Raw genomic sequence first — 26,599 nt, forward strand, 5'->3', positions numbered from 1 at the left:
TTTTCATTTTAATAGGCTTAAGGTTTAAATTCGATTGGCCAAATAAAGCGAGCGCGTACGGTTTCACCTTCTTTTTTAGGTGCACTAAAGCGGCTTTGTTTAATAATTTTGTCGATAGCTGGTTTAAGTTCAGGGTATGGATTTTGTACTACCTCAATTAAACTTACCTTGCCAGTTTCATCAATAAATACATCGAGTTTTACAGTAAATACATCAACACCTCGGCGGGTTAAGCTTTTTGGTAAAACGGCTTTAACAGGTGTAAGTAAAGTGGGGAGACCATCGAGTTGATTTAAGCTAAATGCATCCCAATTTACACTCATTGATTGCCATTGTGGCGCGCTTACTTTTACGTTAGGTGTATCGGGTTTTACAATACTTAAATTGCTGTTGATCTTAATTTTTACGGCTTGAATAGACGCGCCTGCACCTTCTACCGCTAAGCTTTGCATTGGCTCACTTGTTTGCTGTTGCGATATTGATGGCGGAGGAGGAGGTGGCAGTGCCACCATGGCAATCTCACGTACAACCACTTTGTCTTGTATATGGTGTTCGGCAAGTTGTCCAAGCCATAAAAGTAGTAATGCAGCACTAAGTACAATGAGGCTAAGGCCAAATGCAAAAAGTGGATGGCGATTGTTTTTCGTTTTTTGAGGCGAGTCAATCGTGTGCATATTATTGCTTCGTAGCTAAGTTAACTTGCGCCGCGCCTGCCAGCTTTGCTTCGTCAATTACTTGAACAAGTAACTCTGTAGGTACTGTTTTATCAGCTTGAATAACCACAGGGCGTTGTTGCTGTTTGAGCATTTGCTCGACACTACTACGCACGCCAGCAACACCAATTTGGCTACCATCAAAAAATACTTGTTGAGAGTCGGTTATTGCTAAAAATATAACTTGCTGCTCAAGGCGACTGGCCGATACGGCTTGTGGTTTATCAACTTCAACGCCGCTTTCGCGTACAAATACGGTTGTAACAATAAAAAATATTAGCAATATAAATACCACATCAAGTAGTGGCGACATATCGATATGTTGCCCCGCTTCTTGATCTAGTTTGTGCTTTAATCGTGATTGCATAGTGTTACCCTAACTGTTTACTTAACGTATGTAATTTAGGGTTACGCTGCGAATACGCTAAGTAAGCTTGCATTAACCATGCAGGAATAGCGCACACAAGGCCCAATTGAGTTGTTAGTAATGCATCACCAATGGCGTCACTCATTAACTCGTTATGGCCCAGCGCCATTACTTTAAATGTATCAAGCAAACCAACAATGGTACCTAATAAACCAAGTAGCGGAAGAGCAGCCGTTAAAATAGAGCTAACCTCTTGCCAGTAGCCTTTGCGCTGCGCTTGGTATTGTTTAAGGTGCAGTAAGTCATGAAAAATCAGTTGGTATACAAATAAAGCGAGTAAAAGAATACACCAGCAAATAGGGTTACTAACGATTTTTTCAAACATTGGTTTCTCCTTTTTCTAGTTGGCTTAGCTGTAATGCAAAGCCTTCTAGTTGGCTGTAATACGCTTTTGCTTTACGCGATAACAGTGCATTTAATACCAGAGCTGGTATGGCAACGACTAAACCTAATTCAGTTGTTATAAGTGCTTGTGCAATACCGCCCGATACAACTTCTGGGTCACCTGAGCCAAATAAAGTCATCATTTTAAATGTTTCGATCATGCCGCTAACAGTACCTAACAAGCCAAGTAGTGGAGCTACTGCAGCTGTAACGGCAATAGCGCCAATAAAGTTATCGAGTTTATGCTTATCGTGAATTAACTGATTAAATAATTGATCGTCTCGTACTTGGCCTTTTTCGCTTTGCAGCGTTAAGTTGAACAACTGCTGCTGCATGCCTGCAAATTCATTGCTATTTTCAGCTTTAAAAAATTGCTGTAATTGCATTTGAGAGTGCATTTTAATTTTACTTAAACGCAGTAATTGCGCGGCTTTTAATAGCGCAATGGTTAGTGCAAAGCAGGCAAATAAAATAATAGGGATAGCCCATAAACCGCCTTTTTCTAAGTGTTCAAGCGGACTTTCTTGTTGGGCTTGGCTAGTCACTAAGTGCGTTAAACTAGGATCAAAAGTAAGTAATGTAGAGCCTACACCGTTTTGCTTTAAAGTATTATCGAGTGGGTTATCGTCACTTGTTGATTGTACTAACGCTACCTTTAATGCATTAGACTCATCATCCAAATTTAATAAACCCATAAGTTTAGGTGTTTGCGTACTAAACCATGCAACAGGCCCTACTTGAAGGGTACTAGCTTGGCTTAATTCGCCATTACTTAGCACAACCGATTGTTTTTTAAACTGTGGATAAAGTGCCTGTTCTTGATTATTAATTTGCGATATAACGCGGCTTAATAACTCGTTTTGGTTATTAGTCGACTCGTTACTGCTAGCACTATTGCTGGTATTTTGGCGCACAAAACGGCTAAGTAAGTTTAATTGATATTGCTGTTGTTGTTGCCAAGTGTCTAATCGGGTTTGTAACTGATCAAGGCTTAATGTGTTTTCGTCAGCTAGGCGGCGATTAACGGCTGCTTGTTCGCGCAATTTACTGAGCGATTGCTGCTTGGTAAAAATTTGCTTTGCAAGAGTAGCTTGCTCTTTTGAAATACTATTTTGAGTTTTATTTAGAGTGCGTTGCGCTGTTTTAATATCACTTAAAATACTTTGTTTAGCATCATCACTGCTGGCTGCAAAAGAAATGTTTGCGCTAAAAAGTAAAACCGTGGCGCTAAATACTGCAATTATGCTGTTAGTAGCCATTATTTAGCCCCTTGCTGGTTTTTATTTACATAACTTAATATTGGGAGTGTTACCCAATCAGCAGCGCGCTTTTTTTGCTGTACAGCAATACCCAGTGCAACTTGTTCAGCATTAATGCTTGGGTCAAATTCCCACTGCCAACCTAAGTCACTTGGAAAACCAATACCTACATAACTTAAATCTTCGCTTACAAACCATGCTTGAGCTGCACCTAAGTAAAGCTGCTTTACCCATACTTCTTGCCCATCAGGATGCTTAATAGCCATTTCGTGAATAGAAATACGTTGTTGAAAATCATTAAGTAGAGTCAGCATTTTTAGTGCTGTTTGTAATTTATCAGTTGTACTGAGTTTTGAATCGCTTAAATCACCGGTGTTTTTCCAACTACTTAAAAGTGGCGGGGGGAGTTGCACTTGTAATGAAAGTAATTGCTGAGAAATACGCGCTAGTTGATCATTTAATTGCTGTTGATCATTTTCAAGCTCTGATTGCTTGGTAACAAGCTGTTCGCGTTTTTGGGCAAGCTCACTGGTGTTTTTTTTTCTACGCTGATTAAGCTCGCTAAGTTGCTGCTGCTCAGCATTTAGAAGCGTTAAGGTTTGCTCCATGCTGCTTTTTTGTTCAAGCCAATGAGTATTTAATTCTGTGTTTTGATTTTCTATTTGTAGCCATTTATTAACGAGTTGTTCTAGCTCACTAACAGTGTCGGCTTTTACTGCCATAGTGCTACAAAGCGCGATAACTACGCTAATTGGTTTAATTAAGCTTCGCATTACTTAACAACAATCCTGAAAGTTACTACAAGCAATTACAAGGACGTAATTACTGTTAATTTTTGAGTGTGTATACAATATAGGAATTTACATAACAATGCAATTGATAACAGTTATCGTTTACATTGCGTTGTTTGGGTGGTAGGATTTCGCCGAAATTAAATATGTACCTTAAATTAACAATAGTTAAGTGCTTAATAAAAACTACGGAGTAACCATGAGTAAGCCATCGAATAAAGGGAATGCCTACATAAAGCCAATTGCAGCGGTTGTTACGGCAACGCTTTCAACTTGGGCAAGTGCACAGGATGTTCAAGAACTATCGGTAACTAAAGCAGAAACTAAAACTGAGTCTAGCTATGTTGTTGAAAAATCAACGTCTCATAAATACACTCAACCGCTACTCGATACAGCTAAAACTGTAACGGTAATTAACCAAGCGGTAATGAAAGATAGAAACGTAGATAGCTTACGTGATGCTTTACGCAATGTGTCTGGTATTTCTTTAGCAGCAGGTGAGGGGGGCTCACCTACTGGCGATAGCATGTCGATTCGTGGTTTTAGTGCAACAAATGATATTTTTGTTGATGGTATTCGTGATGTTGCAGGTTACACACGTGATATTTACAACATTGAAGCCGTTGAAGTTGCAAAAGGCCCAGGCTCTGCAGTTTCTGGTCGTGGCGCAACAGGTGGTAGTGTTAATTTAGAAAGTAAAAAGGCGAAGTTAGACAACTTTAACGACGTTTCGCTACGTTTAGGCACAGAAAACGATTACCGTGGTCGTTTTGATACCAATATTCAAGTAAACGACACAAGCGCACTACGTATAAACCTTCTTACTGATAAAGGTGATGTTGCAGGTCGTGACCATGTTGAAAACGAAACAAATGCTGTTGCGTTTGCATTTGCAACAGGGCTTGGTACAAACAGCCGTTTTGATTTAAACCTAGAGTATCAGCGCCAAGACAATTTACCAGATTACGGTATTCCTTGGGTTTACAGCGATACGCCAGTAGCTGAACTTGCAGATAGCGCGCGCTCACCTTCTCCTGTCGATTTTGATAATTTTTACGGTAATATTTATCGTGATTACGAAGATATTGAAGCTTACTCAACAACAGCTCGTTATGAGTATGATTTTTCTCAAAATACTACGTTACGTGTTCAAGGTCGTTTAGGTAAAGTTAAGCGTGAGTCAGTAACAACTGCACCGCGTTATTTCTCGGTTACAACAGATACTGACATTACCTTTGCAGATGAAAAAACACGTGATACAGAAAATTCACTTGCTGCACTTCAAGTTGATTTAATTGGTAACTATGAATTTGCTGGCTTTACTCACGATGTTGTAGTGGGTGTTGAACTTGCAAACGAAACGTTTACACGTCATAACTTTGTTGCAACTACACCTGATAACCTAATTGAAGATGGAATACGCAACGACTTATACAATCCTGATGCAACAATTGCATTTACGGGTGTGTATGGCCGTGACGGTACAAGCATTGAAGCTAAAGCTAAAAACCAAGCTATTTATGCATTTGATACAGTGACACTTAACAAGCAGTGGGAAGTTACAGGCGGAATTCGCTTTGATAGCTTCACTACGGATTATCACAACGATTACAATGACCCAAGCGCTTTAATTTCTACAAGTGACGACTTATTTAGCTGGAATGCAGCTGTAGTTTATAAACCTACAGAGAACGGCAGTGTATATTTAGGCGCAGGTAATTCATTCAATCCATCAGCGGAAAGCCTAACGGTATCTACGCGTTCAAATGCAGCTGATTTAGACGCAGAAGAAAGCCGCAGCTACGAGCTAGGAACTAAGTGGAGCTTAATGGATGGGCGCCTGCAAACTAATGCGGCACTATTTCGCACTGAAAAAACTAATGCCCGTACTGATGACCCATTTGCAGATAGTTCAAGTGACGAAATACTCGGTGGTGAACAGCGCGTACAAGGTTTAGAGCTTTCAGCGACAGGCTTAATTACTAAAGAGTGGACTGTAATTGCTTCATACACTTACCAAGATAGCGAAGTAACTAAAGCCTTAGGTGATGACGTATCGCAAATTGGTAACGAGCTTGCACGTACGCCTAAAAACAGCGCGAGTGTTTGGACTACGTACGATATGTCGGATAAATTATCGTTTGGTTTAGGTGCACAATATGTAGGTGAGCGCTACAACGGCACTACGTCTACACGTTCTCGTGCACCGGGTTATACTATTTTTGACCTGATGGTTGCGTACGACATATCAAAAGATTTGAGCCTGCAGTTTAACGGTGAAAACTTAGGTGATAAAGATTACGTTGATCAGTTAGGTGGTGGACACTTTGTACCAGGTGATGGTCGTAAGTTTAGCTTAACAGCGAGCTACTCTTTCTAAGAGTAAAATAAGTACGGCATAAAAGGGCAGAGTTAACTCTGCCCTTAATTATTTGATGAAAATGTGAGAGGGCGCACATGCTAGTTAAAATTCCAGAGCTATTAACAAAAGAAGAAGTGGCTTATTGTCATGAGGTTTTGCTTAAAGCGCAGTGGGCCGATGGCAGTATTACCGCAGGGCATCAATCAACCAAAGCAAAAAATAACTTACAGCTACCTGAAAATAGCCCTGAATGCCAAGAGCTTGGCGATATTATTATGGCAGCACTTGCGCGCAGTAATTTGTTTATGTCGGCTGCACTTCCTGCAAAAATTTTTCCTCCGTTATTTAATTGTTACCAAGGCGGGCAATCGTTTGGTGTGCATGTAGATAATGCAATCAGGCAAGTGCCGGGTACGCCTGTGAAAATTCGTACAGATGTATCAATGACGTTATTTATTAATGACCCCGAAGACTATGAGGGCGGTGAACTTGTTATTGAAGACACTTATGGCTCACATAGCGTAAAGCTGCCAGCAGGCAGTATGGTGTTGTACCCTTCAACGAGCTTACATCGTGTAATGCCAGTAACGAGTGGGCGCAGATTAGCCTCATTCTTTTGGTTACAGAGCATGGTAAACAGCGACGAAAAACGTGGTTTACTCTTTGATTTAGATATGTCGATTCAAAGTTTGCGCAGCAAAGTAGAAGATAGCCCAGAGATTATTCAATTGACGGGGGTTTATCATAACTTGCTAAGACAGTGGGCGCAGACATAACGAAGATACTCGTTATTAAATATTGGATATAAGTAATTAAAAGCTGCGCTTTTCGCGTGAGCAAGCTCTACGCCTACAGCCAAAACTTAACGCTGTGCTGAAATTACTTGTAGACGCGCTGCTTGCTGGCGTGACGAGTGAAGCTCGTAATTTCTGGGTTTTGGTCTCTTCTCATTTGTTCCTCTTTTACTTCTCTTTGTGCAATAAGATTTTAAGTGGTTTATTCACAAAGAGGTTAAGAGGGCGCTGCGCTTTAGAGAAGCCAAGAGTAAGTAACAATCAGTTATAAATATTAAAAGCTGCGCTTTTCGCGTGAGCAAGCTAAACGCCTACAGCCAAAATTTACGCTGTGGTTAAATTACTTGTAGACGCGCTGCTTGCTTGCTGGCGTGACGAGCGAAGCTCGTAATTTATATGCTTTGGTGTCTTATCATTTACTCCTCTTTTACTTCTCTTTGTGCAAAAAGATTTTAAGTGATTTATTCACAAAGAGGCTAAGAGGGCGCTGCGCTTTAGAGAAGCCAAAAGTAAGTAACAATCAGTTTTAAATATTAAAAGCTGCGCTCTACGCCTACAACACAGCTATAAAATTGAACTCGGTATTTAAAGTACTCTGTAGGCGCGGTTTTATACCGCGCACTTACTTTAAGTTTGAAGCTTGCTTTACTTAACCCTTATAACCCTTATAACCGTTAGGGTTATTTGACTGCCAACGCCATGTATCTTGCATCATTTCATCAATACCGCGCACTGCTTCCCAGCCAAGTTCATTAAGTGCTTTTTCTGGCGCTGCATAACATGCTGCAATATCACCAGGGCGACGAGGTGAAACCTGATAGGGTACAGCTTGATCGCTTGCTTTAATAAATGCATTAACCATTTGTAGTACAGAGTAACCATTACCAGTACCTAGGTTATAAACTAATGCACCCGTACTGCTGGCAATTTTATCAAGCGCTTTTAAGTGGCCAATAGCTAAATCTACAACGTGTATATAGTCGCGTACACCTGTGCCATCAATGGTATCGTAGTCATCACCAAATACAGCGAGCTGCTTTAATTTACCTACCGCTACTTGTGCAATAAACGGCAGTAAGTTATTTGGAATACCGTTAGGATCTTCACCAATTAAGCCCGACTCATGTGCACCTACTGGATTAAAGTAACGCAAAATAGCAAACGCAAAGCGCTCATCTGATTTAGCGATATCTTGTAGCATCATTTCAACCATCAACTTAGATGTACCGTAAGGGTTAGTAGTACCGCCTACAGGGAAGTCTTCTTTAATTGGTAAGCTTGCAGGGTCGCCGTATACCGTGGCTGACGAGCTAAATACTAATTTAAATACACCTGCGTCTCGCATTGCATCAACAAGCGTAAGTGTACCCTGTACATTGTTTTGATAGTACTCAATGGGCTTTGCAACCGACTCGCCCACTGATTTTAAGCCCGCAAAATGTATAACACTATCAACCGTGTGTTTTGCAAATACTGAATCTAAAAAGAATTTATCGAGAATATCGCCTTGGTAAAAAGTAGCTTCTTTACCTGTAATTTTTTTTACGCGCGCAAGTGATTCTTGTGATGAGTTACTTAAATTATCAATAACAACAACATCGTTACCTTGCTGTAAAAGTTCTAAAACAGTGTGCGAGCCAATATAGCCAGCGCCACCGGTTACTAAAATAGTCATGAAAGCTCCGTGGGTACCTTTTATCAATTGAGTTAATTTCACCATAAATAGAGGTGATTTACATGCTTTATCTGTAATTTCTATAGTTTAAATAACATCTTTTTTTAATAACGGTAAATTAAGTACTTTTGATTACATTTTACTCAGTACAAGTAACACTTTATACGTAAGATTAAGTTATAGTTAATAAACAAGTGCTAAAATGAGCCTAGTAATAGCTAATGCTAGGTTTACTCCAATCTACACTTTTGTGATTGGTCTACCTCTTTGGAGAAAGATATGAATTTAGTTAAAAAAATAGCAACAACAATGTGTATCGCATTACCTGCACTTGCCCATGCGGGTGAGTCTGTTGTTAAATGGCATGACTTTAATGATTATCGTGATGTGCGAGCGTCAAACCAAACTAAGAGCTCATATCACAAAAATATTGCGGCAAGTTTTGAAAAACATATGGCTAAATTAGCTGAGCAATTGCCAAAAGATTATAAATTAAATGTAGAGTTTACTGATTTAGATTTAGCAGGTGATGTGCGTTATGGTGGTATGGACGAAATTCGTGTAGTAAAACCGATTTACTTTCCACGCATTAAGTTAAATTATTCGTTAACCGATAACGACGGTACAGTATTAAGTAAAGGTAGTGACGTAGAGCTTAAAGACATGGGCTTTATGGATAAAATAAAAATGGGCCGCGATGAATCATTTTATTACGAAAAACGCTTACTAACAGAATGGTTTGGTGAGCAAATATTACCAAGTTTAGATTAACTTATAATAATGCCGCTAAATAGCGGCATTTTCGTTTTTAAGCTTTACTTAAAAGTAGCTAACAACGTGAGTATTTGCTGTAACTTAATAACGGTCGTTTTAAGTTTTTCTTCATCAAAACCATCGTTAGATAAGCTTTCAACATCAGCGGCTACATCAAGAACATAAGGCTTAAAACGTTTAGCTTCAAAGCTAAAACCAGCATCTTGTGCAAATAAGGCTTTAAATTTGCCATGGCCTTGTTGTTGTAATTCGTCTAATTTTTTATCGGCATCAAGTGCCTGACGATAAACAATTTTTAAGTTAGTGTTGAGTTGTTCAATTATAGAATCCATGGTTTTCCTAAAGCTTTGTGCTGCATGGCCGACATAATACGTGGATTACATTTAAAAGTCAGGTTGATTAAGGCTTATAATTATGAATATATCAGGTGGAAATTTACCAGCTATGTCTGGTTCAGGCCAAGGCAGCGAGCTTTACACTGCTGCTTTGTCTAAAAAACAGCAATTAGCTGATGGCGCTGCAGCGCTTGCACTTATTGAAGGTGCAGCGCAATCGTCAAGTGCGCAAACGCCGGCTAAATCGGCGACTGCATCACTGGGTAATAACGTAAATATATATGTTTAAATGAGCTTAAGGTCGATAGGTGTTTTACTTTTTTGACCACCGATCTCTCTTACTAATTTAGGCACTAAAAATCCGGGCAGGGCTTTTAATAGCTCTGCCATTATTTTTATTGCTTGCTCCTCGTTAATATCAAAGTGGCTCGCCCCTTCAACTTTATCTAGCAAATACAAATAATACGGCAATACGTCGGCATCAAATAACGCTTCGCTTAAGTTTATTTGCGCATCAACCGTATCGTTCACATCTTTTAAAATTACAGCTTGGTTTAGAAGCGTTACGTTTGCTTGTTTAAGCTTTTGCATGGCAGCTTTAAAATCAGCGTCTATTTCGTTTGCGTGGTTTATGTGATTAATAAAAATGATTTTTAATGGCGATTTTGCTAATCGTTCACATAACTCATCGGTCACTCGCGCAGGTATAACTACTGGCAAACGGCTATGTATTCGCATTCGTTTAATTTGTGGTAATTGCTCAAGCTCATCTAAAAACCAGCTTATTGCATCGTCTTTGGCCATTAGCGGGTCGCCACCACTTAAAATCACTTCGTTTATATTGGCATCTGATTTTATGTAGCTTAGTGTTTCAAGCAAACTTTTTTTATTAAGCTGATTTTCTTGATACGGAAAATGCCTTCTAAAGCAGTAACGACAATTTACCGCACAGCCGGTTTTAAACATCACTAAAACACGCGATTTATACTTGTGTAACAGGCCTGGTTGGTCGTTATCTTGCTCGAGTAGGGGATCTTTATTAAAACCTGATTTAGTTAAAAATTCTTGATGGCGTGGCATAACTTGTAGCAGTAACGGATCGTTTGCGTCACCTTTACGAATTTTTTTTATAAAAGGGATAGGCACCCGTACCGGAAATAAACTGCGGGCTTTTAGGTCGTTTTCATGGACTTGGCTCGATAAACCGACCATTTTAAGCAAGGTTTTTGGGCAGGTAACTACATTTGCTAATTCTTTTTGCCAGTTTTTATGCAAATTTGCTTCATTTCTTTGTATCATTGGCATGTAGATTACTCGAAAAAATATAAATAGAGGAAACGATGGCGAATTATAGCACCAACGAGTTCAAGGGCGGCCTAAAAATTATGATGGACGGCGAGCCTTGCAGTATCTTAGAAAATGAAATGGTAAAACCTGGTAAAGGTCAGGCGTTTAACCGTGTTCGTATCCGTAAACTTATCTCTGGTAAGGTGCTTGAAAAAACCTTTAAATCGGGTGAATCAGTTGAAGGTGCTGATGTAATGGATACAGATTTAGCGTATCTATACACAGACGGCGAATTTTGGCATTTCATGAACAACGAAACATTTGAGCAAATTGCTGCTGACGAAAAAGCACTAGGCGATGCAGTTAAATGGTTAGTTGAAAATGACTTATGTACAATTACATTATGGAACGGCAGCCCTATTGCTGTTACACCACCTAACTTTGTTGAGCTTGAGATCACTGAAACAGATCCTGGCCTTAAAGGTGATACAGCGGGTACTGGTGGTAAACCAGCAACGCTTAGCACAGGCGCTGTGGTACGAGTTCCATTATTCGTACAAATTGGCGAAGTAATTAAAGTAGACACTCGTAACGGTGAATACGTAAGCCGTGTTAAGTAAGCTTTAACATTGTTTATAAAATCCCAGCTTACGCTGGGATTTTTTTTTGGAGAAAATATGTCAGCAGATCTTTGGGCCCCAAGCGCAAGCATTGAAACACTAAAACAACGCGCATCGATATTACGTCGCATCCGTGAATTTTTTTATGTACGTGATGTTTTAGAAGTAGAAACGCCAAGCTTAAGTGCTGCCAGTGTAACCGATGTGCACTTAGCTAGTTTTAATACCAAATTTGTAGGTCCAGGGCATGCTGGTGGGCTTCCTCTGTTTTTACAAACATCTCCAGAGTTTGCCATGAAACGCTTGTTAGCAGCAGGCTCAGGCGCTATTTTTCAGCTTTGTAAAGCATTTAGAAATGAAGAAGCGGGTAGCCATCATAATCCTGAATTTACTATGCTGGAATGGTATCGCCCAGGCTTTGATGAATTTACACTTATGGATGAAATGGATGAGTTAATGCAACTTGTTTTAGGTGTCGAGCCTGCAACTAGACTTACTTATCAGCAAGCGTTTGAACAAGTACTCGGCCTCGATCCTTTAACAGCAAGCATAGAGCAATTAAAGCAACTAGCGTGTAAGCAGGGGTTTGCTGATATAGCCAAAAATGAAACGCATAAAGATACTTTACTGCAATTATTATTTTGTATGAAAGTGGAGCCAACAATAGGACAAGAAAAACCGTGTTTTGTTTATCATTTTCCAGCTTCTCAAGCGGCCCTTGCACAAATTTGTGAACATGATGCACGCGTAGCAGGGCGCTTTGAGCTTTATTACAAAAATATGGAATTGGCTAACGGCTTTAACGAATTAACAAATGCTAGTGAGCAAGCTAAACGATTTAATGATGATAACACATACCGCGCTAACAACGGTTTAAAGCAAGTACCAATGGATACGCGTTTAATTAAAGCGCTGGAGCATGGATTACCACAATGCGCAGGGGTTGCTTTGGGGATTGATAGGTTGGTAATGCTCGCAACAAATAAAGAGAAAATTAAAGACGTAATAGCGTTTGATGTTCAAAGAGCGTGATGCTTAGCCTGTAGGCGTAGGTAGAATATTTGTAGGTGCGAATTTATTTCGCGCTCGTGTAATTTAACTTTATAAAAAAGCGAGGTATAAAACCTCACCTACAAATAAACATCAACCCCAACAACATACGGCAAACCTGTAGGTGCGAATTTATTTCGCGCTCATGTAATTTAACTTTATAAAAAAGCGAGGTATAAAACCTCACCTACAATAAACATCAAACCCAACAACATACGCTAAACCTGTAGGTGCGAATTTATTTCGCGCTCATGTAATTTAACTTTATAAAAAGCGAGGTATAAAACCTCACCTACAATAAACATCAACCCCAACAACATACGCTAAACCTGTAGGTGCGAATTTATTTCGTGCTTGTGTAATTTAACTTTATAAAAAGCGAGGTATAAAACCTCACCTACAAATAAAAACACCGCGTTTAAATTAAACGCGGTGTTTTTATTTGCTTGCTGTAGCTTTTAGTTGAAAGCCAGCTGTTATGCCTTAAAGATTAAGCGTAAACGTAACACCTGCTACACGAGGCTCACCTAATTGTGTGTAGGTATGCGTTGTGTAACCATCTTGTGGATCGTTACCAAACTCAAAACCACGTGTAGGGACTGTCTCATCAAACACGTTACGAGCCCATGCGCGAACTGCCCACATGTCTGCTTCGTAGCCAAAGCTTAAGTTAACTAAGTTGCTGCTTGGTGCCTGTGAGTTATGACTATCTGAGAAGTAGTAGTCGTCCTTACCTTCAACACCAATCATACCGTAAAGCTCACTTGTAAAGTTATAGCGAGCAGTAAACGCATACTGGTATTTAGGTGACTGTGCTTGCTCACGACCGTCTTGGTTTAAGCCAGACTGCGTTACAAAGTCATCTATTTCAGTGTTTAAGTAACCAGCACTACCCGTTAAAAATAGATTATCAGTTAGTTGGTAACTACCTTCAACTTCTAATCCGTAGTTGCTACCAGAACTTGCGTTATCAACATAACCGGTAAATTGCTGACCTTCTACTTGCCATGCTTTTAACTGAATATCGTCGCGGTGCATGTAAAATGCAGCTAAGCGAAGCGTAAATTTGTCATCAAGCGATGAGCCTTTAACACCAAATTCGCCACTCCATAAATATTCAGGGTCGAAACTGGTGTGTTGCTGGAAAAAATCAGCGCTTAGGTTTAAGCCTTCATCTTTGGCTTTAGCAAGCGCTTCTGAGTTAATACCGCCAGCTTTGTAGCCACGCGTAATGCTGGTGTAGATCATAGTGCGATCAATCACTTGATATTCAAGTGCTATTTTACCGCCAACCATTACGTCGTCGGTGTCTTGTATAAAGCCATTGCTATCGGTGTAGTCACCTTGGTATTGCTCTACACGTAAACCTGTAATTAATGTTGTTTTAGGGCCAATTGGAGTCGCTACTTGACCATATACTGCAACGTTACTGGTTTCGTAAGTTGAAGAAAATGGGCTTGCTAACCATGTGTATTGGCGCTCTAAATCAACGTCACGGTTTTGGTAATAAATACCCGCAACCCAGTTACCCGTTTTAGAATTAAACTGTAAATCTACAGACTGATCGTCGCGATCGCGGCTGTAAAGATCGGTTGAGCTGTATCCATCTGGATGTAAGCCAGCAGCACATAACTTTGGCTCATTTGTATCGTTACATACCCAGTCTTCGTCAAAGCTGTAAAGTAATTCGGTATCAATAGCCGATAGGTTTAGATTTACATCAAAAGCGTCAAACCCCGTATAAGTATTATTAACACCTATAGCGTAGCTTTCTTGATTATCTTGGCCTGGTTCATCGGCAACACTATTGCGGCTGTTATCAAGCGTAAACGCATCGTAACCATTGTTTATGTCAATATAGTGAAGGTTTAACTCAGTATTCAAATGCTTTGTAAGCTGACTGTTTATTTTAAAGCGGGCTACTTGTTCGTCTTGATTTTGAGTTTCGTCATTTAAGTACAAGTTATCTACGTAACCGTCTGACTTTCTGCGAAAGTAGCTAACGCGTGCGCTAGTGTCATCTGTTAAGCCTGTGCTTGCTGCAATGCCTGCTTCGCGGGTGTTGTATGTGCCAGCACCTACTTGTAATTTTAAACTTGGATCGCTCGTGGCTTTAGCTGAACCCATTTGGATCATACCGGCCATACCGTCTGCGCCAAAGCGTGTACCTTGTGGCCCTCGGTAAATTTCTACTTGGTCTATATCAAATAATAATGAACTGCCACCAAGGCCAGAATAGTTAATACCATCAATTACTAAGCCTACAGATGGATTAATAGGATCTACAAATTGTGAGCGAAGCCCCACGCCACGAATTTGAATATAACGACCACGCGACGCACCAGATGCAAAATTTACATTGGCGGTGCTGCCTAACATTTCGTCTAAGTAACTTGCCCCACGTTGATTAATTTCATCTTCGCTGAATAAGCTCGCACTCGCGCTTAAAGTCTGAATACTTTCGCGCTGAAAATCGCCGGTTACAACAATTCTTTCCAGATCGCTGTCATCAGCATGAGCTACAAGTGGTGCACCAATCAGCGGTAAAAGTGCGGCAGTAATTAAAGACAAACGTAAGTTCATTGGGTTACTTAACTCCATTTTAGGGACTCGTATGGTAGCAATTATTTAAACACATGTGCTATAAACGCGGCAATTATACGTTAAATAATCAGGATTACTAATATGACCTTTAAAGTTGACTTCAAAGTACGTGATTACGAGTGTGACTTACAAGGTATCGTAAACAACAGTGTTTATTTTAATTATTTAGAGCATGCACGCCATGAGTTTTTGTACGCACACGGTATTGATTTTGCTCAGTTAGCGAAAGATAAAATTAACCTAGTCGTGATGCGCAGCGAAATGGACTATAAACATTCACTATTACCAGGTGATGAATTTTATGTGGCTGTAGAGCCGCAGCGTATTAGTCGTTTAAAGTTTGCGTTTAAGCAAACGGTTATTCGCAAAAGCGATGAAAAAGTGATGCTAAACGCACTGGTTATAGGTACTTCTGTTAATGAAAAAGGTAGGCCATTTTTACCAGAGCAAATAGATAACCTATTCAAAACTACAACCTAGTACTTAATAGAACAACTTTTAGACTATCATAGAACAAAAATTTACATTTAAAACATGCATTTTTAACGGATAAAGGGCATAAATATTGTTACAATTACATTAATTAGACAATTAGTTAGTAGTAGCATGAAATTAGCAGCAATACCGATGCTTATAGTCGGTTTATGTGTTGGTTGCGCATCAACAGGGACGGTTACCAGTGAGCAGCTTAAATACACCCAATGGCAATTATCACGTGTTGATGGTTTAGCAATTCCACCTTCGTTTAATGCATCAATGAGCTTTATTGAAGCACTGCAAGTAAACGGTTTTGCTGGCTGTAACAAATTTTTTGGTGAAGGCTCGCTTGAAGAAAGTAACCTTACCGTAAGTAAATTAGGAATGACGCGCAAGTCGTGCGGCGAAGACCTTGATGAGTTTGAGCAGCAGTTATTACAAGCCTTAAAGCAAGGTGCAGAGCTTAAAATGCAAGACCAGCAATTAGTCATGCAAGGCGAGCAAACATTTGTGTTTATCCCTAAATAATTTTAAGTTTTTGAAAAACAGCCCCTTGCGGGCAGTTTTTAACTGACGTACACTCAGCGCAGATTTGATGGATAACACCTTCAAATTAACGAACAGAATTTATATATCAATACTTGTCGGAGTGCCAAAGCTAAGTAATTAGTTTGTGGCTGAGATCGCGAAAGCGGGATCCGTGAACCTGATCAGGTTAATACCTGCGTAGGGAACAAGCTGCCTAAAATGGGACGCTTGTGCGTCTTTTTTTATGCGCACAATAAAGTGATTTTGTTTATTTTAGGCTGCAAAGTAGCATGTACGCTACTTTACGATCTTTCTCTATTCCTCGGAATATCTGACAAGACAACCCTTAAGCAATGAGGCAAGTCATGTCAAATACTACAAATAAAGCGTCACGCCGAGAAACTCGTGCTGCCGCGTCTGAATATATTTATAACTTAACGGGTCAACCGTTTCCAAATTCTCATAAAGTATACGTTGAAGGCACTCAACCTGGTGTGCGCGTTGGTATGCGTGAAATCACATTAAGTGATACGTTTATTGGCGGTACAGATGAAAACCCTGTTTATGAGTCAAACGATCCGCTTCGTGTTTACGATACGTCGGGCCCGTATACCGATCCTAATTTTGAACTTGATGTACGCAAAGGCTTACCAAAATTTCGTGAACAATGGATTGAAAGCCGTGGCGACACCGAGGTTTTAGAATCAGTGACGTCGCAGTTCTCGCAGCAACGCATGGCAGATGAAGGGTTAGATCATATTCGCTTTGATCACCTTCCAAAAATTCGCCGTGGTGTCGCTGGTAAAAACGTAACGCAAATGCACTACGCACGCCAAGGGATTATTACCCCTGAAATGGAATACGTAGCTGTTCGTGAAAATATGGGACGTGCAGAAATTCGTAAAGAATTACTTGCCGCGCAGCATAAAGGCGAGTCGTTTGGTGCGAGTATTCCTGAATTTATTACCCCAGAATTTGTACGCGACGAAATAGCCCGTGGTCGCGCTATTTTACCAAATAATATAAACCATCCAGAAACAGAGCCTATGATTGTAGGTCGTAACTTTTTAGTAAAAGTTAATGCCAACATTGGTAATTCATCGGTTAGCTCATCTATTGAAGAAGAAGTAGAAAAAATGGTGTGGTCTACCCGCTGGGGCGCAGACACCGTGATGGACTTATCAACGGGACGTTACATTCACGAAACGCGTGAATGGGTTGTACGTAACTCGCCTGTACCTATTGGCACAGTACCGATTTATCAAGCGCTTGAAAAAGTAAATGGTGTGGCTGAGGATTTAACGTGGGAAATTTTCCGCGATACGCTTATTGAACAAGCCGAGCAGGGTGTTGATTACTTTACTATTCATGCCGGTGTACTGCTTCGCTATGTACCAATGACCGCTAAACGTGTAACCGGTATTGTGTCGCGCGGTGGCTCAATTATGGCTAAGTGGTGTTTAGCGCATCATAAAGAAAACTTTTTATACACGCACTTTGAAGACATTTGCGAAATTTTAAAACAATACGATGTGTGTTTTTCACTCGGTGATGGACTTCGCCCTGGTTCGATTGCTGACGCCAACGATGAAGCACAGTTTAGTGAGCTGCGCACATTAGGTGAACTGACTAAAATTGCGTGGAAGCACGACGTACAAGTATTTATTGAAGGTCCGGGACATGTGCCAATGCACATGATTAAAGCCAATATGGACGAGCAATTAAAACATTGTGACGAAGCGCCATTTTATACTTTAGGCCCGTTAACGACCGATATTGCACCAGGGTATGACCATATTACTTCTGGTATTGGGGCGGCTCAAATAGCATGGTACGGCTGTGCAATGCTTTGCTATGTAACACCTAAAGAGCATTTAGGTCTGCCAAATAAAGAAGATGTTAAAGAAGGCTTAATTACCTACAAAATAGCTGCACATGCCGCCGATTTAGCAAAAGGGCATCCTGGCGCGCAAGAGCGCGATAACGCCTTATCAAAAGCACGCTTTGAGTTTAGATGGCATGACCAATTTAATATTGGTTTAGATCCAGACCGAGCTCGCGAGTATCACGACGAAACCCTGCCGCAAGAATCAGGCAAAGTGGCTCACTTTTGCTCTATGTGTGGTCCTAAATTTTGCTCTATGAAAATTAGCCAAGAAGTACGCGATTACGCTAAAGATTTAGAAACACGTGGTATTGATCCTAATAACGCTGGCGACGCTATTGAAATAAAAATGGTTGATGTAGAAGCCGAAATGAAAGCTAAGTCAGCTGAGTTTAAGCAAACAGGCTCAGAGATTTACCACAAAGCGGTATAGCAAGAATTTAGATGCAGATGTAGGTGAGGTTTTATACCTCGCTTCTTTAAATATTGGAGAAGTGCGAGTGAATTTGCACTTACTAATAACTGCTTTGGAGGTTTTATGTTTTATAACATTGCTGTGGTGGGTTTTGGTTTAGCAGGGCGCTTAGCTGCCCTTGAGTTAAGTAAGTTGCATCATGTAACGGTGTTTGAAGCAGACGATGAGCAAACCCCAAATAGCGCAGGTAAAGTGGCTGCAGCAATGCTGGCACCGCTGGCTGAGTCGGTGTTATGCGAGGCTGATTTAGCTTTAATGGGGCTTGATTCAATGAAGCGCTGGCCCAGCATTATTGCAGAACTTGAAAGTGAGGTTTTTTTTCAGCAGCAAGGTACTTTGGTCATTGCGCACCAGCAGGACAAAGGCGATTTACAAAGCTTTGCACAGCGTATAAAACCGCTAGCTGATCACACTGCCGAGCATATAAATGCTCAACAAATTACAATGCTTGAACCTGAACTTGCAGGGCGTTTTAACCAAGGTCTATTTTTACCCTGCGAGGGGCAAATAGATAACCAAGCATTTTATAAAGCCAGCTTTGCACAGCTCAACAAACGCAAAGTAAAGTTTGTATTTAATCAGCGCGTAACCATTGGCGACAACAAAATAAACAATCGACCCTTCGATTACATTATTGATTGCCGTGGGCTTGGTGCTAAAAATACTCAAGATGATAAACCGCTTAGAGGTGTGCGCGGCGAAGTAGCAAGGTTATACGCACCAGAGGTAAGTTTAATCAGGCCTGTGCGTTTAATGCACCCGCGTTATCCAATTTATATAGCGCCTAAACCTAACAGTGAATATGTAATTGGTGCGACTGAAATAGAGTCACAAGACAATGGTGCCGCAACCGTACGCTCAACTCTTGAATTACTTTCAGCGGCTTATACCGTACACAGCGGGTTTGCCGAAGCACGACTACTTAGTATTCAAACCGGATTACGCCCTGCATTTAGCGATAACCGCCCAGAAGTATCACAAGTTGGTAATGTAATTAGCATTAACGGTTTGTATCGACATGGTTATATGTTGGCGCCGGCATTAGTGGCGCAAGCAGTTTCACGAATAGAGTGAGAGTAGAATGAATATTACAATTAATGGCGAGCTACTTAATGTTAATAGTAAAGCACTCGTTGAGGTACTTCAAAGTTTTGGTGCAGTCGCGCCTTTTGCTGTGGCTGTTAATGGCGAATTTATTCCACAAAGTCGGCACAGTAACTATGTACTTAATGAAGGCGACAGTGTTGAGTTGCTGTCACCCATTCAAGGCGGATAAAGCTCATGCAAACTAAAGACTGTTTAACTATTTATGGAGAGCAAATAAAGAGTCGTTTATTAATAGGCTCTGCACTTTATCCGTCGCCCGACATTATGACCCAATCGATAGTCGCCTCTGGCGCTGAAATTGTAACCGTGTCGCTTAGGCGCCAACAAAGTGCAGCGGCAGGTGATGATTTTTGGCAGTTAATAAAAAATACCGGTTTAAAAATACTCCCTAATACTGCAGGGTGCCACAGTGTTAAAGAAGCGATAACGCTTGCAAAAATGTGCCGAGAGGTATTTGCCACCGACTGGATTAAGCTAGAGCTGATTGGCGATGATTACAATTTACAGCCTGACCCTTTTGCGCTACTTGAAGCCACAAAAATATTAATTAATGATGGCTTTAAAGTATTGCCTTATTGCACCGATGACTTAGTACTTTGCCAGCGCTTAAATGAGCTAGGGTGTGAGGTGCTTATGCCGTGGGGGGCGCCAATAGGCACCGGTAAAGGCTTGTTAAATAGCTATAATTTAAAAACTATTCGAGAGCGCTTACCCGATACCACATTAATAGTAGATGCCGGTTTAGGTTTGCCATCGCATGCCTGCCAAGCACTCGAAATGGGGTATGATGCGGTATTATTAAATTCAGCCATTGCAGGGGCGGGTTGCCCAATTACTATGAGCCGCGCATTTAAAGCCGCAGTTGAAGCAGGGCGCTTTGCATATCAAGCAAAAGCAATGCCTGAAAAAGACGTTGCAGCCCCATCAACCCCAACAATGGGTATGCCATTTTGGCATCAGCAGTAAGGAAAGAATATGAATAACGTAGTATGGACAATTGCCGGTTCTGATTCTGGCGGCGGTGCAGGTATTCAAGCAGATATAAAAGCAATGCAAAGTTTTGGTGTACATGGCTGCACGGCAATTACGGCGCTTACTGCACAAAATAGTTTAGGCGTAGAGGCTATTAATGCAGTGTCTACCGATATTATTGAATCGCAGTTACTAGCGCTTGAAAAAGATATGAAAGCCAAAGTGATAAAAATTGGCATGTTAGCCAATGTGCAGCAAATTCAGTTGATCAGCGAACATATAAGTCATTATAAAACTAAGTGGCCTGTACCTCCCGTTATTGTATATGACCCTGTCGCTATTGCCTCAAGCGGTGACTTACTAACAGAAGAAGATACCGTCAGCGCAATAAAAGAGTGCTTACTGCCGCTGGTGGATGTAATAACTCCAAATACACACGAAACACAGTTATTAACCGGTGTGTATTTAATTGGTCCAGCTGCAATAAAAGAAGCGGCTAATAAGCTATTAAGTTGGGGCGCTAAAGCCGTTGTTATTAAAGGCGGACATTGGGATTACCCAAGTGGCTACTGCATTGATTATTGTATTGATAGTAATACGCAAAGTGGTGAAGAATATTGGTTAGGCAATCAAAAAATACAAACACCGCATAACCACGGCACCGGGTGTAGCATGGCTTCGGTAATTGCTGCGTGTTTAGCTAAAGACTACCCATTAAAAGATGCCTTTATTTTAGCTAAGGCATATATAAACCAAGGGCTAAAACAGTCTGTTCGATACGGCGAGGGGATTGGACCGGTTGCTCATACATCGTTCCCCACTAATTTAGCTGACTACCCACAAGTAATTGAGCCCGGTAGCTGGCTGGGCGATGAACTAGATTTTGATGTGCCGCTTGATTTTAATATGGCTGCTGATTTTGCACCTTGTGAAAGTAAATCGCTGGGCTTATATGCGGTTGTTGATAGCACCGATTGGTTAGAAAAATGCTTACAACAAGGCATTAAAACAGCGCAGTTACGCGTTAAAAATAAAACGCAAGACGAGCTGGATGAGCTCATTAAGCTAGCTGTTGAGCTGGGCAAGCAATACAATGCACAGGTATTTATAAACGATTACTGGCAGCTAGCTATTAAGCATGGTGCGTATGGTGTGCATTTAGGGCAAGAGGATTTAGACATTGCTAGTTTAGCCGCTATTAAAGACGCTGGGCTAAGGCTTGGGCTTTCTACTCATGGCTTTTATGAAATGCTGCGTGCGCATAATTATCGCCCTAGTTACATGGCATTTGGTGCTATTTACCCAACCACAACAAAAGACATGACAGGGCAAATACAAGGTCTTGAAAAGCTGATTAAATTTGTACCGCTTATGCAAAGCTATCCAACAGTGGCAATAGGCGGTATTGACTTAAGCCGTGCTGAGCAGGTAGCGAAAACCGGCGTAGGCAGTGTTGCCGTAGTGCGTGCGATTACCGAGGCTGATAATTACGTAGAGGCTATAAGTGCTCTGCAAGTAGCCATAAGCAGTGCAAATTAATACTAACAAGGCTGGTAAACGTGAATGAGCTAAGCGAAAAAGAAACCCTTCGTTATAGCCGCCATTTGTTGCTTGAAGAAGTTGGGCTTGAAGGGCAGTTAGCACTTAAATCCTCAACGGTTGCAGTAGTGGGGGCTGGTGGTTTAGGTAGCCCAGCACTTTTGTATTTAGCTGCGGCGGGCATTGGAACGCTTATTTTAATTGACGATGACGAAGTTGAACTTTCAAATTTACAGCGCCAAGTGCTTTATAAAATAAACCACTTAGGGCAAAACAAGGTCGCTGCGGCGGGTAAAGTATTAGCGAGTCTTAATAATCAAATAGAAATAGTAACGCATTGCCAAAAGTTAGATGAGAATAATGCAGCTAACATGCTAAAAGGTGCCGACATCGTACTTGATTGCTCTGATAACTTTAGTACTCGCTATAGTATTAATCGTTATTGTATTGCTAATAAAACACCGTTAATTTCTGGTGCTGCATTGGTAACTAAAGGTCAGTTAATGGGCTTTGATTTTAGGCAAAGTGATAGCCCGTGCTATGGCTGTGTTTTTCCACAAAGCGAAGCTACACCGGTTATAAATTGCAGTAACGCAGGAGTAATTAGCCCGCTACTTGGTGTAATAGGCTCTATGCAGGCGCAACTTACGCTCAACTTATTAATGGGGCATGCAGAGGGATGTGTATTTATAACGTTTGATGCGCTTACTTTAAAGCAGCAGCACTTTAAAGTGATTAAAGATTCAGAGTGTAAAGAGTGTGGTAAATAGGTTTTTGAGGGGCTTGTGCCTGTTATTACATGTGGCGTTAAAGAATTAAAAGCTGCGCTTTTCGCGTGAGCAAGCTTCACGCCTACAGTACATCAAAATTCTTACACCAAACTTGTAGATGCACAGCTTGCTGGCGTGACGAGCAAAGCTCGTAATTTCTATGCCAGATGTCTTCTCATTTACATCTCTTTTGCTTCTCTTAGTGCAATAAGATTTTAAGTGATTTATTCACAAAGAGGTTTAGAGGGCGCTGCGCTTTAGAGAAGCCAATAAGTAAGTAAAGTATCAGTTATAAATATTAAAAGCGGCGCTTTACGCGTAAGCAGGCTTTACGCCTACAAAAATAAAAAAACCGCGTTTAAATAAACGCGGTTTTTTTATTTCTAATTAACGATTTATTTTAATCGTTAATTTTTGCAAACGCAGTACCTAAGCGAGTAACCACTTCTGGTAGTTGGTCATCCAGTATTTCAGCTTTATCAGCACCCCATGCTAGTACCACAGTAGAGCCTAATTTAAAGCGACCCATTTCTTCACCCTTTTTAAGCGTGATAGCGTTATCGCCAGTGGTTGGGTATTTCCAACTAAATACATCGCTACCTGCTGGTGGCGTGACAGTGCCTGCCCAAATAGTTTCTATGCTGGCTACAATTGTTGCGCCAACAAGTACCATTGCAAGCGGACCAATCTCAGTTTCAAAAATTGCTACCACACGTTCGTTACGTGCAAACAAGTTAGGCACGTTTTGCGCTGTAAGTGGGTTTACTGAAAATAAATCACCTGGCACGTAAATCATTTTGCTTAGTGTGCCATCAATTGGCATATGAATACGGTGGTAATCTTTAGGCGCTAAATAAATAGTGGCAAACTTACCGCCTAAAAATGGTGTTGTATCATCTTGTGAGCCGCCTAGTAGCGCTTGTAAGCTGTAATCGTGGCCTTTAGCTTGTATTAGCTGTCCGTCAACAATATCGCCTAGCTGGCTGATTGCGCCATCCACTGGATGAATGATGATATTGCTATCTTCTACCATTGGGCGCATGCCGTCTTTTAAAGGGCGAGTAAAAAATTCATTAAAGCTTTTATAATGAGCCGGATCTGGGTATTGGGCTTCGCTCATATCTACTTTATATTGCTTAATAAATAGTTTAATTAAAGTCGTTGTTAAAGCACCCGCTTTTGCAGCAGCTAATTTGCCGACTACGCGTGAAATAAAATGTTTTGGCATTGCGTACTGCATTGCGATTTTAAATTTTTCTAAACTCACAGTATTTTTCCTAAATTATACGCGAGGCGCACGGGCGCCTGCACGGCCATCGGCCATTGTTTCTAAAATTCGGTGGTAGCTGTCAAAGCGCAATTGAGAAATTCTTCCATCGGCTACTGCTTCTTTAACGATGCAACCCGGATCGTTTAAATGTTTACAGTCTCTAAAGCGGCACCCGCCTATAAATTCTCTAAACTCTTTAAAGCACCACGTTACACGCTCAACATCTAAATGCCATAAACCAAACTCACGAATACCTGGCGAGTCGATTAGGTTACCGCCACTTGGTAAATGGTGAAGTCGCGAAACAGTTGTTGTGTGCTGGCCTAAGCCGCTGTTTTCAGATACTTCTTTAGTTAATATTTCAGCGTTAGGCAATACAGTATTAACGAGGGTTGATTTCCCCACACCACTTTGGCCAACAAAAATATTATTTTTATCAACAAGTACTTCTTTTAATTTATCAATACCATCGCCTGATATATTACTAACAAGGAGTACTTGGTAATCAAGTTTACGATAGATATCGAGAACTTTTTGTATTTCGTTAAGGCCTGCTTCGTCAATTAAATCGGTTTTATTGAGCACTAAAATTGGCTCAATGCCCATATCTTCACAGGCTATTAAATAACGGTCGATAATACTGGGTGTAAACTCGGGTAATACAGCCGATACCATGAGTATTTGGTCAATGTTGGCTGCAATAACTTTAACACCGTCGTAAAAGTCAGGGCGGGTAAGTTGCGAGCGACGCTCTTGCGTGGCTTCAATTACACCGGCTAAATCACCCTCACTTACTTTGGCACGGCGAAATAATACTTCATCACCACATACTAAATTAGACACAGTACGGCGTATATTACAGCGAAGTACATCGCCATTTTCAGTTTCGACATCGGCGTGTTGGCCAAAACGACTGATCACAATTGCGCTCTCGACCTGACCTAAGTTATCGGTTTGCCATTCTTGCGCCCCTTTTTTAGCCGGTCTTGAGTCTGCGCTATTAATGCGCTTTTGGTGATTGGCCTTGATCTGACGCGATTGGCCTTTACTTAATTTTTTTTGTTTTGCCACTGGAGGCCTATAACCTTAGTTAAATGTCGCTTTTCCTAAAAAAAGCTTTAGCTCGACGGTTGATGCTAATATGATATATCGAAATGCGTTGGATCTAAAGGAAAGCACCGCTTAGGTAATTATGACTATTAATAAATCAAATTTAATTTGGCTCGATCTTGAAATGACAGGGCTCGAACCAGAGACCGATAAAATACTCGAAATTGCGACGGTTGTCACTGACGCAGACCTGAATATATTAGCCGAAGGGCCAACTATAGCTATTCATCAAAGTGATGAATTACTAAATGGCATGGACGAGTGGTGTACTACTCAACATGGTAAGTCGGGTTTAACAGCTCGCTGCAAAGCAAGTACCTTTGATGAAGCCTATGCTGTAGAGCAAACTTTAGCGTTTTTAAAGCAGTGGGTACCAGCAGGCACTTCGCCAATGTGTGGTAATTCAATTGGTCAAGACCGCCGCTTTATGAATAAATATATGCGCGAGCTTGAAGACTTCTTTCATTACAGAAATCTTGATGTGAGTACTATTAAAGAATTAGCACGTCGCTGGAAACCAGAAGTGCTTGCAAAAGTGAACAAAAAAGGCTCACACCTTGCTTTGGATGACATTAAAGATTCGATTATGGAATTAAAAGTCTATAGAGAAAATTTCTTTAATTTGTAAAAAACACTTGCAAACAGACTGTATTATTGTAGAATCCTGCCCCGCTCAAGACGATAACCCACGCGGGGTTAGTGTGTTTGAGTGATTGAATTACCATCAATAAATGCGGTACTAGCTCAGTTGCTAGAATGTTGAACGCGACCTGTCGCGCACCAACGTAAAATAACTGAAGAAATAAAAAATGCGGTACTAGCTCAGTTGGTAGAGCGCGACCTTGCCAAGGTCGAGGTCACGAGTTCGAGCCTCGTGTACCGCTCCAATTTCTAACCAAAAGAAATTGAAGTGTTGAATGAAAATATAATGCGGTACTAGCTCAGTTGCTAGAATGTTGAACGCGACCCGTCGCGCACCAACGTAAAATAACTGAAGAAATAAAAAATGCGGTACTAGCTCAGTTGCTAGAATGTTGAACGCGACCCGTCGCGCACCAACGTAAAATAACTGAAGAAATAAAAAATGCGGTACTAGCTCAGTTGCTAGAATGTTGAACGCGACCCGTCGCGCACCAACGTAAAATAACTGAAGAAATAAAAAATGCGGTACTAGCTCAGTTGCTAGAATGTTGAACGCGACCCGTCGCGCACCAACGTAAAATAACTGAAGAAATAAAAAATGCGGTACTAGCTCAGTTGCTAGAATGTTGAACGCGACCTGTCGCGCACCAACGTAAAATAACTGAAGAAGTGAAAATGCGGTACTAGCTCAGTTGGTAGAGCGCGACCTTGCCAAGGTCGAGGTCACGAGTTCGAGCCTCGTGTACCGC

At 40.9% G+C, this 26,599-nt stretch carries 26 protein-coding genes, 2 tRNA genes and 1 riboswitch; of the genes, 17 read left to right on the forward strand and 11 right to left on the reverse strand.

The genetic code is table 11. The features are described from left to right. Positions 1-17: 17 nt before the first annotated feature. The 5 genes from I6F50_RS18275 to I6F50_RS18295 are packed head-to-tail and all read right to left on the reverse strand — an operon-like array spanning position 18 to position 3,556. A complete protein-coding gene (locus I6F50_RS18275; RefSeq protein ID WP_197176941.1) occupies positions 18-674 on the reverse strand; it encodes an energy transducer TonB in 657 nt (218 codons plus the stop codon). Between the two features lies 1 nt (position 675). After that, positions 676-1,080, reverse strand: a complete 405-nt coding sequence (locus tag I6F50_RS18280) for a biopolymer transporter ExbD (protein ID WP_165729239.1) — start codon at positions 1,078-1,080, stop codon at positions 676-678. Between the two features lie 4 nt (positions 1,081-1,084). Beyond that, positions 1,085-1,465: a MotA/TolQ/ExbB proton channel family protein gene (locus tag I6F50_RS18285; RefSeq protein ID WP_002960812.1), complete on the reverse strand. Its 381-nt coding sequence runs from the start codon at positions 1,463-1,465 to the stop codon at positions 1,085-1,087. After that, a complete protein-coding gene (locus I6F50_RS18290) occupies positions 1,458-2,783 on the reverse strand; it encodes a MotA/TolQ/ExbB proton channel family protein (protein ID WP_165729237.1) in 1,326 nt (441 codons plus the stop codon). Before I6F50_RS18290 ends, I6F50_RS18285 begins: the two co-directional genes overlap by 8 nt. Continuing rightward, positions 2,783-3,556, reverse strand: coding sequence for a DUF3450 family protein (locus tag I6F50_RS18295; protein WP_197118534.1), 774 nt, complete (start codon positions 3,554-3,556; stop codon positions 2,783-2,785). Before I6F50_RS18295 ends, I6F50_RS18290 begins: the two co-directional genes overlap by 1 nt. A 217-nt stretch (positions 3,557-3,773) precedes the next feature. Between I6F50_RS18295 and I6F50_RS18300 the strand changes: the two genes are divergently transcribed. Beyond that, positions 3,774-5,954: a TonB-dependent siderophore receptor gene (locus I6F50_RS18300; protein WP_197176942.1), complete on the forward strand. Its 2,181-nt coding sequence runs from the start codon at positions 3,774-3,776 to the stop codon at positions 5,952-5,954. A 77-nt stretch (positions 5,955-6,031) separates the two neighbouring features. Next, the gene (locus I6F50_RS18305; protein ID WP_007585050.1) at positions 6,032-6,712 is read left to right on the forward strand and encodes a Fe2+-dependent dioxygenase; all 681 of its coding nucleotides are present in this window, start codon (positions 6,032-6,034) and stop codon (positions 6,710-6,712) included. A 667-nt stretch (positions 6,713-7,379) separates the two neighbouring features. Here I6F50_RS18305 and galE read toward each other — a convergent pair. Then, positions 7,380-8,405 carry a UDP-glucose 4-epimerase GalE gene (gene galE, locus I6F50_RS18310; protein ID WP_197176943.1) on the reverse strand — a complete coding sequence of 342 codons (1,026 nt, stop codon included), beginning with the start codon at positions 8,403-8,405 and terminating at the stop codon, positions 7,380-7,382. Positions 8,406-8,684: 279 nt separating this feature from the next. Here galE and I6F50_RS18315 point away from each other — a divergent pair, with 279 nt between their 5' ends. Continuing rightward, positions 8,685-9,176: a DUF3016 domain-containing protein gene (locus I6F50_RS18315; protein WP_197176944.1), complete on the forward strand. Its 492-nt coding sequence runs from the start codon at positions 8,685-8,687 to the stop codon at positions 9,174-9,176. Between the two features lie 44 nt (positions 9,177-9,220). Here the strand turns inward: I6F50_RS18315 and I6F50_RS18320 are convergent, their stop codons facing one another. Continuing rightward, positions 9,221-9,511, reverse strand: a complete 291-nt coding sequence (locus I6F50_RS18320) for a hypothetical protein (protein WP_002960798.1) — start codon at positions 9,509-9,511, stop codon at positions 9,221-9,223. 82 nt (positions 9,512-9,593) lie between these two features. On the opposite strand from I6F50_RS18320, the gene I6F50_RS18325 reads away from it, so the two are divergent. Continuing rightward, positions 9,594-9,803, forward strand: coding sequence for a hypothetical protein (locus tag I6F50_RS18325; RefSeq protein ID WP_024600329.1), 210 nt, complete (start codon positions 9,594-9,596; stop codon positions 9,801-9,803). On the opposite strand, the gene epmB is transcribed toward I6F50_RS18325, so the two are convergent. Next, positions 9,800-10,813 (reverse strand): EF-P beta-lysylation protein EpmB, encoded by a 1,014-nt coding sequence (gene epmB / locus I6F50_RS18330; RefSeq protein WP_197176952.1) that lies wholly within the window; start codon positions 10,811-10,813, stop codon positions 9,800-9,802. The genes I6F50_RS18325 and epmB overlap by 4 nt on opposite strands. A 41-nt stretch (positions 10,814-10,854) precedes the next feature. Between epmB and efp the strand changes: the two genes are divergently transcribed. Continuing rightward, complete coding sequence (efp, locus tag I6F50_RS18335) at positions 10,855-11,421, forward strand: elongation factor P (protein WP_024596699.1); 567 nt, start codon at positions 10,855-10,857, stop codon at positions 11,419-11,421. A gap of 57 nt (positions 11,422-11,478) precedes the next feature. Next, entirely contained in the window at positions 11,479-12,453 is a 975-nt protein-coding gene (epmA, locus tag I6F50_RS18340) for an elongation factor P--(R)-beta-lysine ligase (protein ID WP_197140353.1), read from the forward strand. Positions 12,454-12,954: 501 nt separating this feature from the next. Here epmA and I6F50_RS18345 read toward each other — a convergent pair. Next, positions 12,955-15,072, reverse strand: a complete 2,118-nt coding sequence (locus tag I6F50_RS18345) for a TonB-dependent receptor (protein ID WP_197176946.1) — start codon at positions 15,070-15,072, stop codon at positions 12,955-12,957. A gap of 84 nt (positions 15,073-15,156) precedes the next feature. Here I6F50_RS18345 and I6F50_RS18350 point away from each other — a divergent pair, with 84 nt between their 5' ends. The 8 genes from I6F50_RS18350 (at position 15,157) to I6F50_RS18385 (ending at position 22,828) form a co-directional block, all read left to right on the forward strand. Beyond that, a complete protein-coding gene (locus I6F50_RS18350; RefSeq protein ID WP_197120372.1) occupies positions 15,157-15,555 on the forward strand; it encodes a thioesterase family protein in 399 nt (132 codons plus the stop codon). Between the two features lie 126 nt (positions 15,556-15,681). Beyond that, on the forward strand, positions 15,682-16,080 hold the full coding sequence (locus I6F50_RS18355; protein WP_010555269.1) for an META domain-containing protein: 399 nt from the start codon (positions 15,682-15,684) through the stop codon (positions 16,078-16,080). A gap of 107 nt (positions 16,081-16,187) precedes the next feature. Continuing rightward, a riboswitch (TPP riboswitch) is annotated at positions 16,188-16,302 on the forward strand. Positions 16,303-16,445: 143 nt separating this feature from the next. Continuing rightward, a complete protein-coding gene (gene thiC, locus I6F50_RS18360) occupies positions 16,446-18,398 on the forward strand; it encodes a phosphomethylpyrimidine synthase ThiC (RefSeq protein WP_165740921.1) in 1,953 nt (650 codons plus the stop codon). 105 nt (positions 18,399-18,503) lie between these two features. Next, positions 18,504-19,514, forward strand: coding sequence for an FAD-dependent oxidoreductase (locus tag I6F50_RS18365; RefSeq protein ID WP_165740920.1), 1,011 nt, complete (start codon positions 18,504-18,506; stop codon positions 19,512-19,514). Between the two features lie 7 nt (positions 19,515-19,521). Then, entirely contained in the window at positions 19,522-19,716 is a 195-nt protein-coding gene (gene thiS / locus I6F50_RS18370; protein WP_002960781.1) for a sulfur carrier protein ThiS, read from the forward strand. A gap of 5 nt (positions 19,717-19,721) precedes the next feature. Beyond that, a complete protein-coding gene (locus I6F50_RS18375; RefSeq protein ID WP_024592345.1) occupies positions 19,722-20,513 on the forward strand; it encodes a thiazole synthase in 792 nt (263 codons plus the stop codon). Between the two features lie 9 nt (positions 20,514-20,522). Continuing rightward, positions 20,523-22,058 carry a thiamine phosphate synthase gene (gene thiE, locus I6F50_RS18380; RefSeq protein WP_024592346.1) on the forward strand — a complete coding sequence of 512 codons (1,536 nt, stop codon included), beginning with the start codon at positions 20,523-20,525 and terminating at the stop codon, positions 22,056-22,058. Positions 22,059-22,078: 20 nt separating this feature from the next. Continuing rightward, positions 22,079-22,828, forward strand: coding sequence for a ThiF family adenylyltransferase (locus I6F50_RS18385; protein ID WP_165729218.1), 750 nt, complete (start codon positions 22,079-22,081; stop codon positions 22,826-22,828). A 400-nt stretch (positions 22,829-23,228) separates the two neighbouring features. Here the strand turns inward: I6F50_RS18385 and asd are convergent, their stop codons facing one another. Further along, entirely contained in the window at positions 23,229-24,095 is an 867-nt protein-coding gene (gene asd / locus I6F50_RS18390; RefSeq protein ID WP_197176948.1) for an archaetidylserine decarboxylase, read from the reverse strand. 15 nt (positions 24,096-24,110) lie between these two features. After that, positions 24,111-25,169: a small ribosomal subunit biogenesis GTPase RsgA gene (gene rsgA / locus I6F50_RS18395; protein WP_010554253.1), complete on the reverse strand. Its 1,059-nt coding sequence runs from the start codon at positions 25,167-25,169 to the stop codon at positions 24,111-24,113. Between the two features lie 121 nt (positions 25,170-25,290). Here rsgA and orn point away from each other — a divergent pair, with 121 nt between their 5' ends. From orn to I6F50_RS18410, 3 genes are all read left to right on the forward strand, one after another. After that, complete coding sequence (gene orn / locus I6F50_RS18400) at positions 25,291-25,836, forward strand: oligoribonuclease (protein ID WP_007585019.1); 546 nt, start codon at positions 25,291-25,293, stop codon at positions 25,834-25,836. A gap of 183 nt (positions 25,837-26,019) precedes the next feature. After that, positions 26,020-26,095: transfer RNA gene (locus tag I6F50_RS18405), tRNA-Gly, on the forward strand. A 432-nt stretch (positions 26,096-26,527) separates the two neighbouring features. Next, positions 26,528-26,599: transfer RNA gene (locus I6F50_RS18410), tRNA-Gly, on the forward strand.

Source organism: Pseudoalteromonas sp. NZS127_1, from assembly GCF_015864295.1.
GTDB lineage: Bacteria > Pseudomonadota > Gammaproteobacteria > Enterobacterales > Alteromonadaceae > Pseudoalteromonas > Pseudoalteromonas arctica.

Coding starts and splice junctions, on each gene's coding strand:
- I6F50_RS18275 (WP_197176941.1), bottom strand. CDS start 674: ATGCACACGATTGACTCGCCTCAAAAAACGAAAAACAATCGCCATCCA.
- I6F50_RS18280 (WP_165729239.1), bottom strand. CDS start 1,080: ATGCAATCACGATTAAAGCACAAACTAGATCAAGAAGCGGGGCAACAT.
- I6F50_RS18285 (WP_002960812.1), bottom strand. CDS start 1,465: ATGTTTGAAAAAATCGTTAGTAACCCTATTTGCTGGTGTATTCTTTTA.
- I6F50_RS18290 (WP_165729237.1), bottom strand. CDS start 2,783: ATGGCTACTAACAGCATAATTGCAGTATTTAGCGCCACGGTTTTACTT.
- I6F50_RS18295 (WP_197118534.1), bottom strand. CDS start 3,556: ATGCGAAGCTTAATTAAACCAATTAGCGTAGTTATCGCGCTTTGTAGC.
- I6F50_RS18300 (WP_197176942.1), top strand. CDS start 3,774: ATGAGTAAGCCATCGAATAAAGGGAATGCCTACATAAAGCCAATTGCA.
- I6F50_RS18305 (WP_007585050.1), top strand. CDS start 6,032: ATGCTAGTTAAAATTCCAGAGCTATTAACAAAAGAAGAAGTGGCTTAT.
- galE (WP_197176943.1), bottom strand. CDS start 8,405: ATGACTATTTTAGTAACCGGTGGCGCTGGCTATATTGGCTCGCACACT.
- I6F50_RS18315 (WP_197176944.1), top strand. CDS start 8,685: ATGAATTTAGTTAAAAAAATAGCAACAACAATGTGTATCGCATTACCT.
- I6F50_RS18320 (WP_002960798.1), bottom strand. CDS start 9,511: ATGGATTCTATAATTGAACAACTCAACACTAACTTAAAAATTGTTTAT.
- I6F50_RS18325 (WP_024600329.1), top strand. CDS start 9,594: ATGAATATATCAGGTGGAAATTTACCAGCTATGTCTGGTTCAGGCCAA.
- epmB (WP_197176952.1), bottom strand. CDS start 10,813: ATGATACAAAGAAATGAAGCAAATTTGCATAAAAACTGGCAAAAAGAA.
- efp (WP_024596699.1), top strand. CDS start 10,855: ATGGCGAATTATAGCACCAACGAGTTCAAGGGCGGCCTAAAAATTATG.
- epmA (WP_197140353.1), top strand. CDS start 11,479: ATGTCAGCAGATCTTTGGGCCCCAAGCGCAAGCATTGAAACACTAAAA.
- I6F50_RS18345 (WP_197176946.1), bottom strand. CDS start 15,072: ATGGAGTTAAGTAACCCAATGAACTTACGTTTGTCTTTAATTACTGCC.
- I6F50_RS18350 (WP_197120372.1), top strand. CDS start 15,157: ATGACCTTTAAAGTTGACTTCAAAGTACGTGATTACGAGTGTGACTTA.
- I6F50_RS18355 (WP_010555269.1), top strand. CDS start 15,682: ATGAAATTAGCAGCAATACCGATGCTTATAGTCGGTTTATGTGTTGGT.
- thiC (WP_165740921.1), top strand. CDS start 16,446: ATGTCAAATACTACAAATAAAGCGTCACGCCGAGAAACTCGTGCTGCC.
- I6F50_RS18365 (WP_165740920.1), top strand. CDS start 18,504: ATGTTTTATAACATTGCTGTGGTGGGTTTTGGTTTAGCAGGGCGCTTA.
- thiS (WP_002960781.1), top strand. CDS start 19,522: ATGAATATTACAATTAATGGCGAGCTACTTAATGTTAATAGTAAAGCA.
- I6F50_RS18375 (WP_024592345.1), top strand. CDS start 19,722: ATGCAAACTAAAGACTGTTTAACTATTTATGGAGAGCAAATAAAGAGT.
- thiE (WP_024592346.1), top strand. CDS start 20,523: ATGAATAACGTAGTATGGACAATTGCCGGTTCTGATTCTGGCGGCGGT.
- orn (WP_007585019.1), top strand. CDS start 25,291: ATGACTATTAATAAATCAAATTTAATTTGGCTCGATCTTGAAATGACA.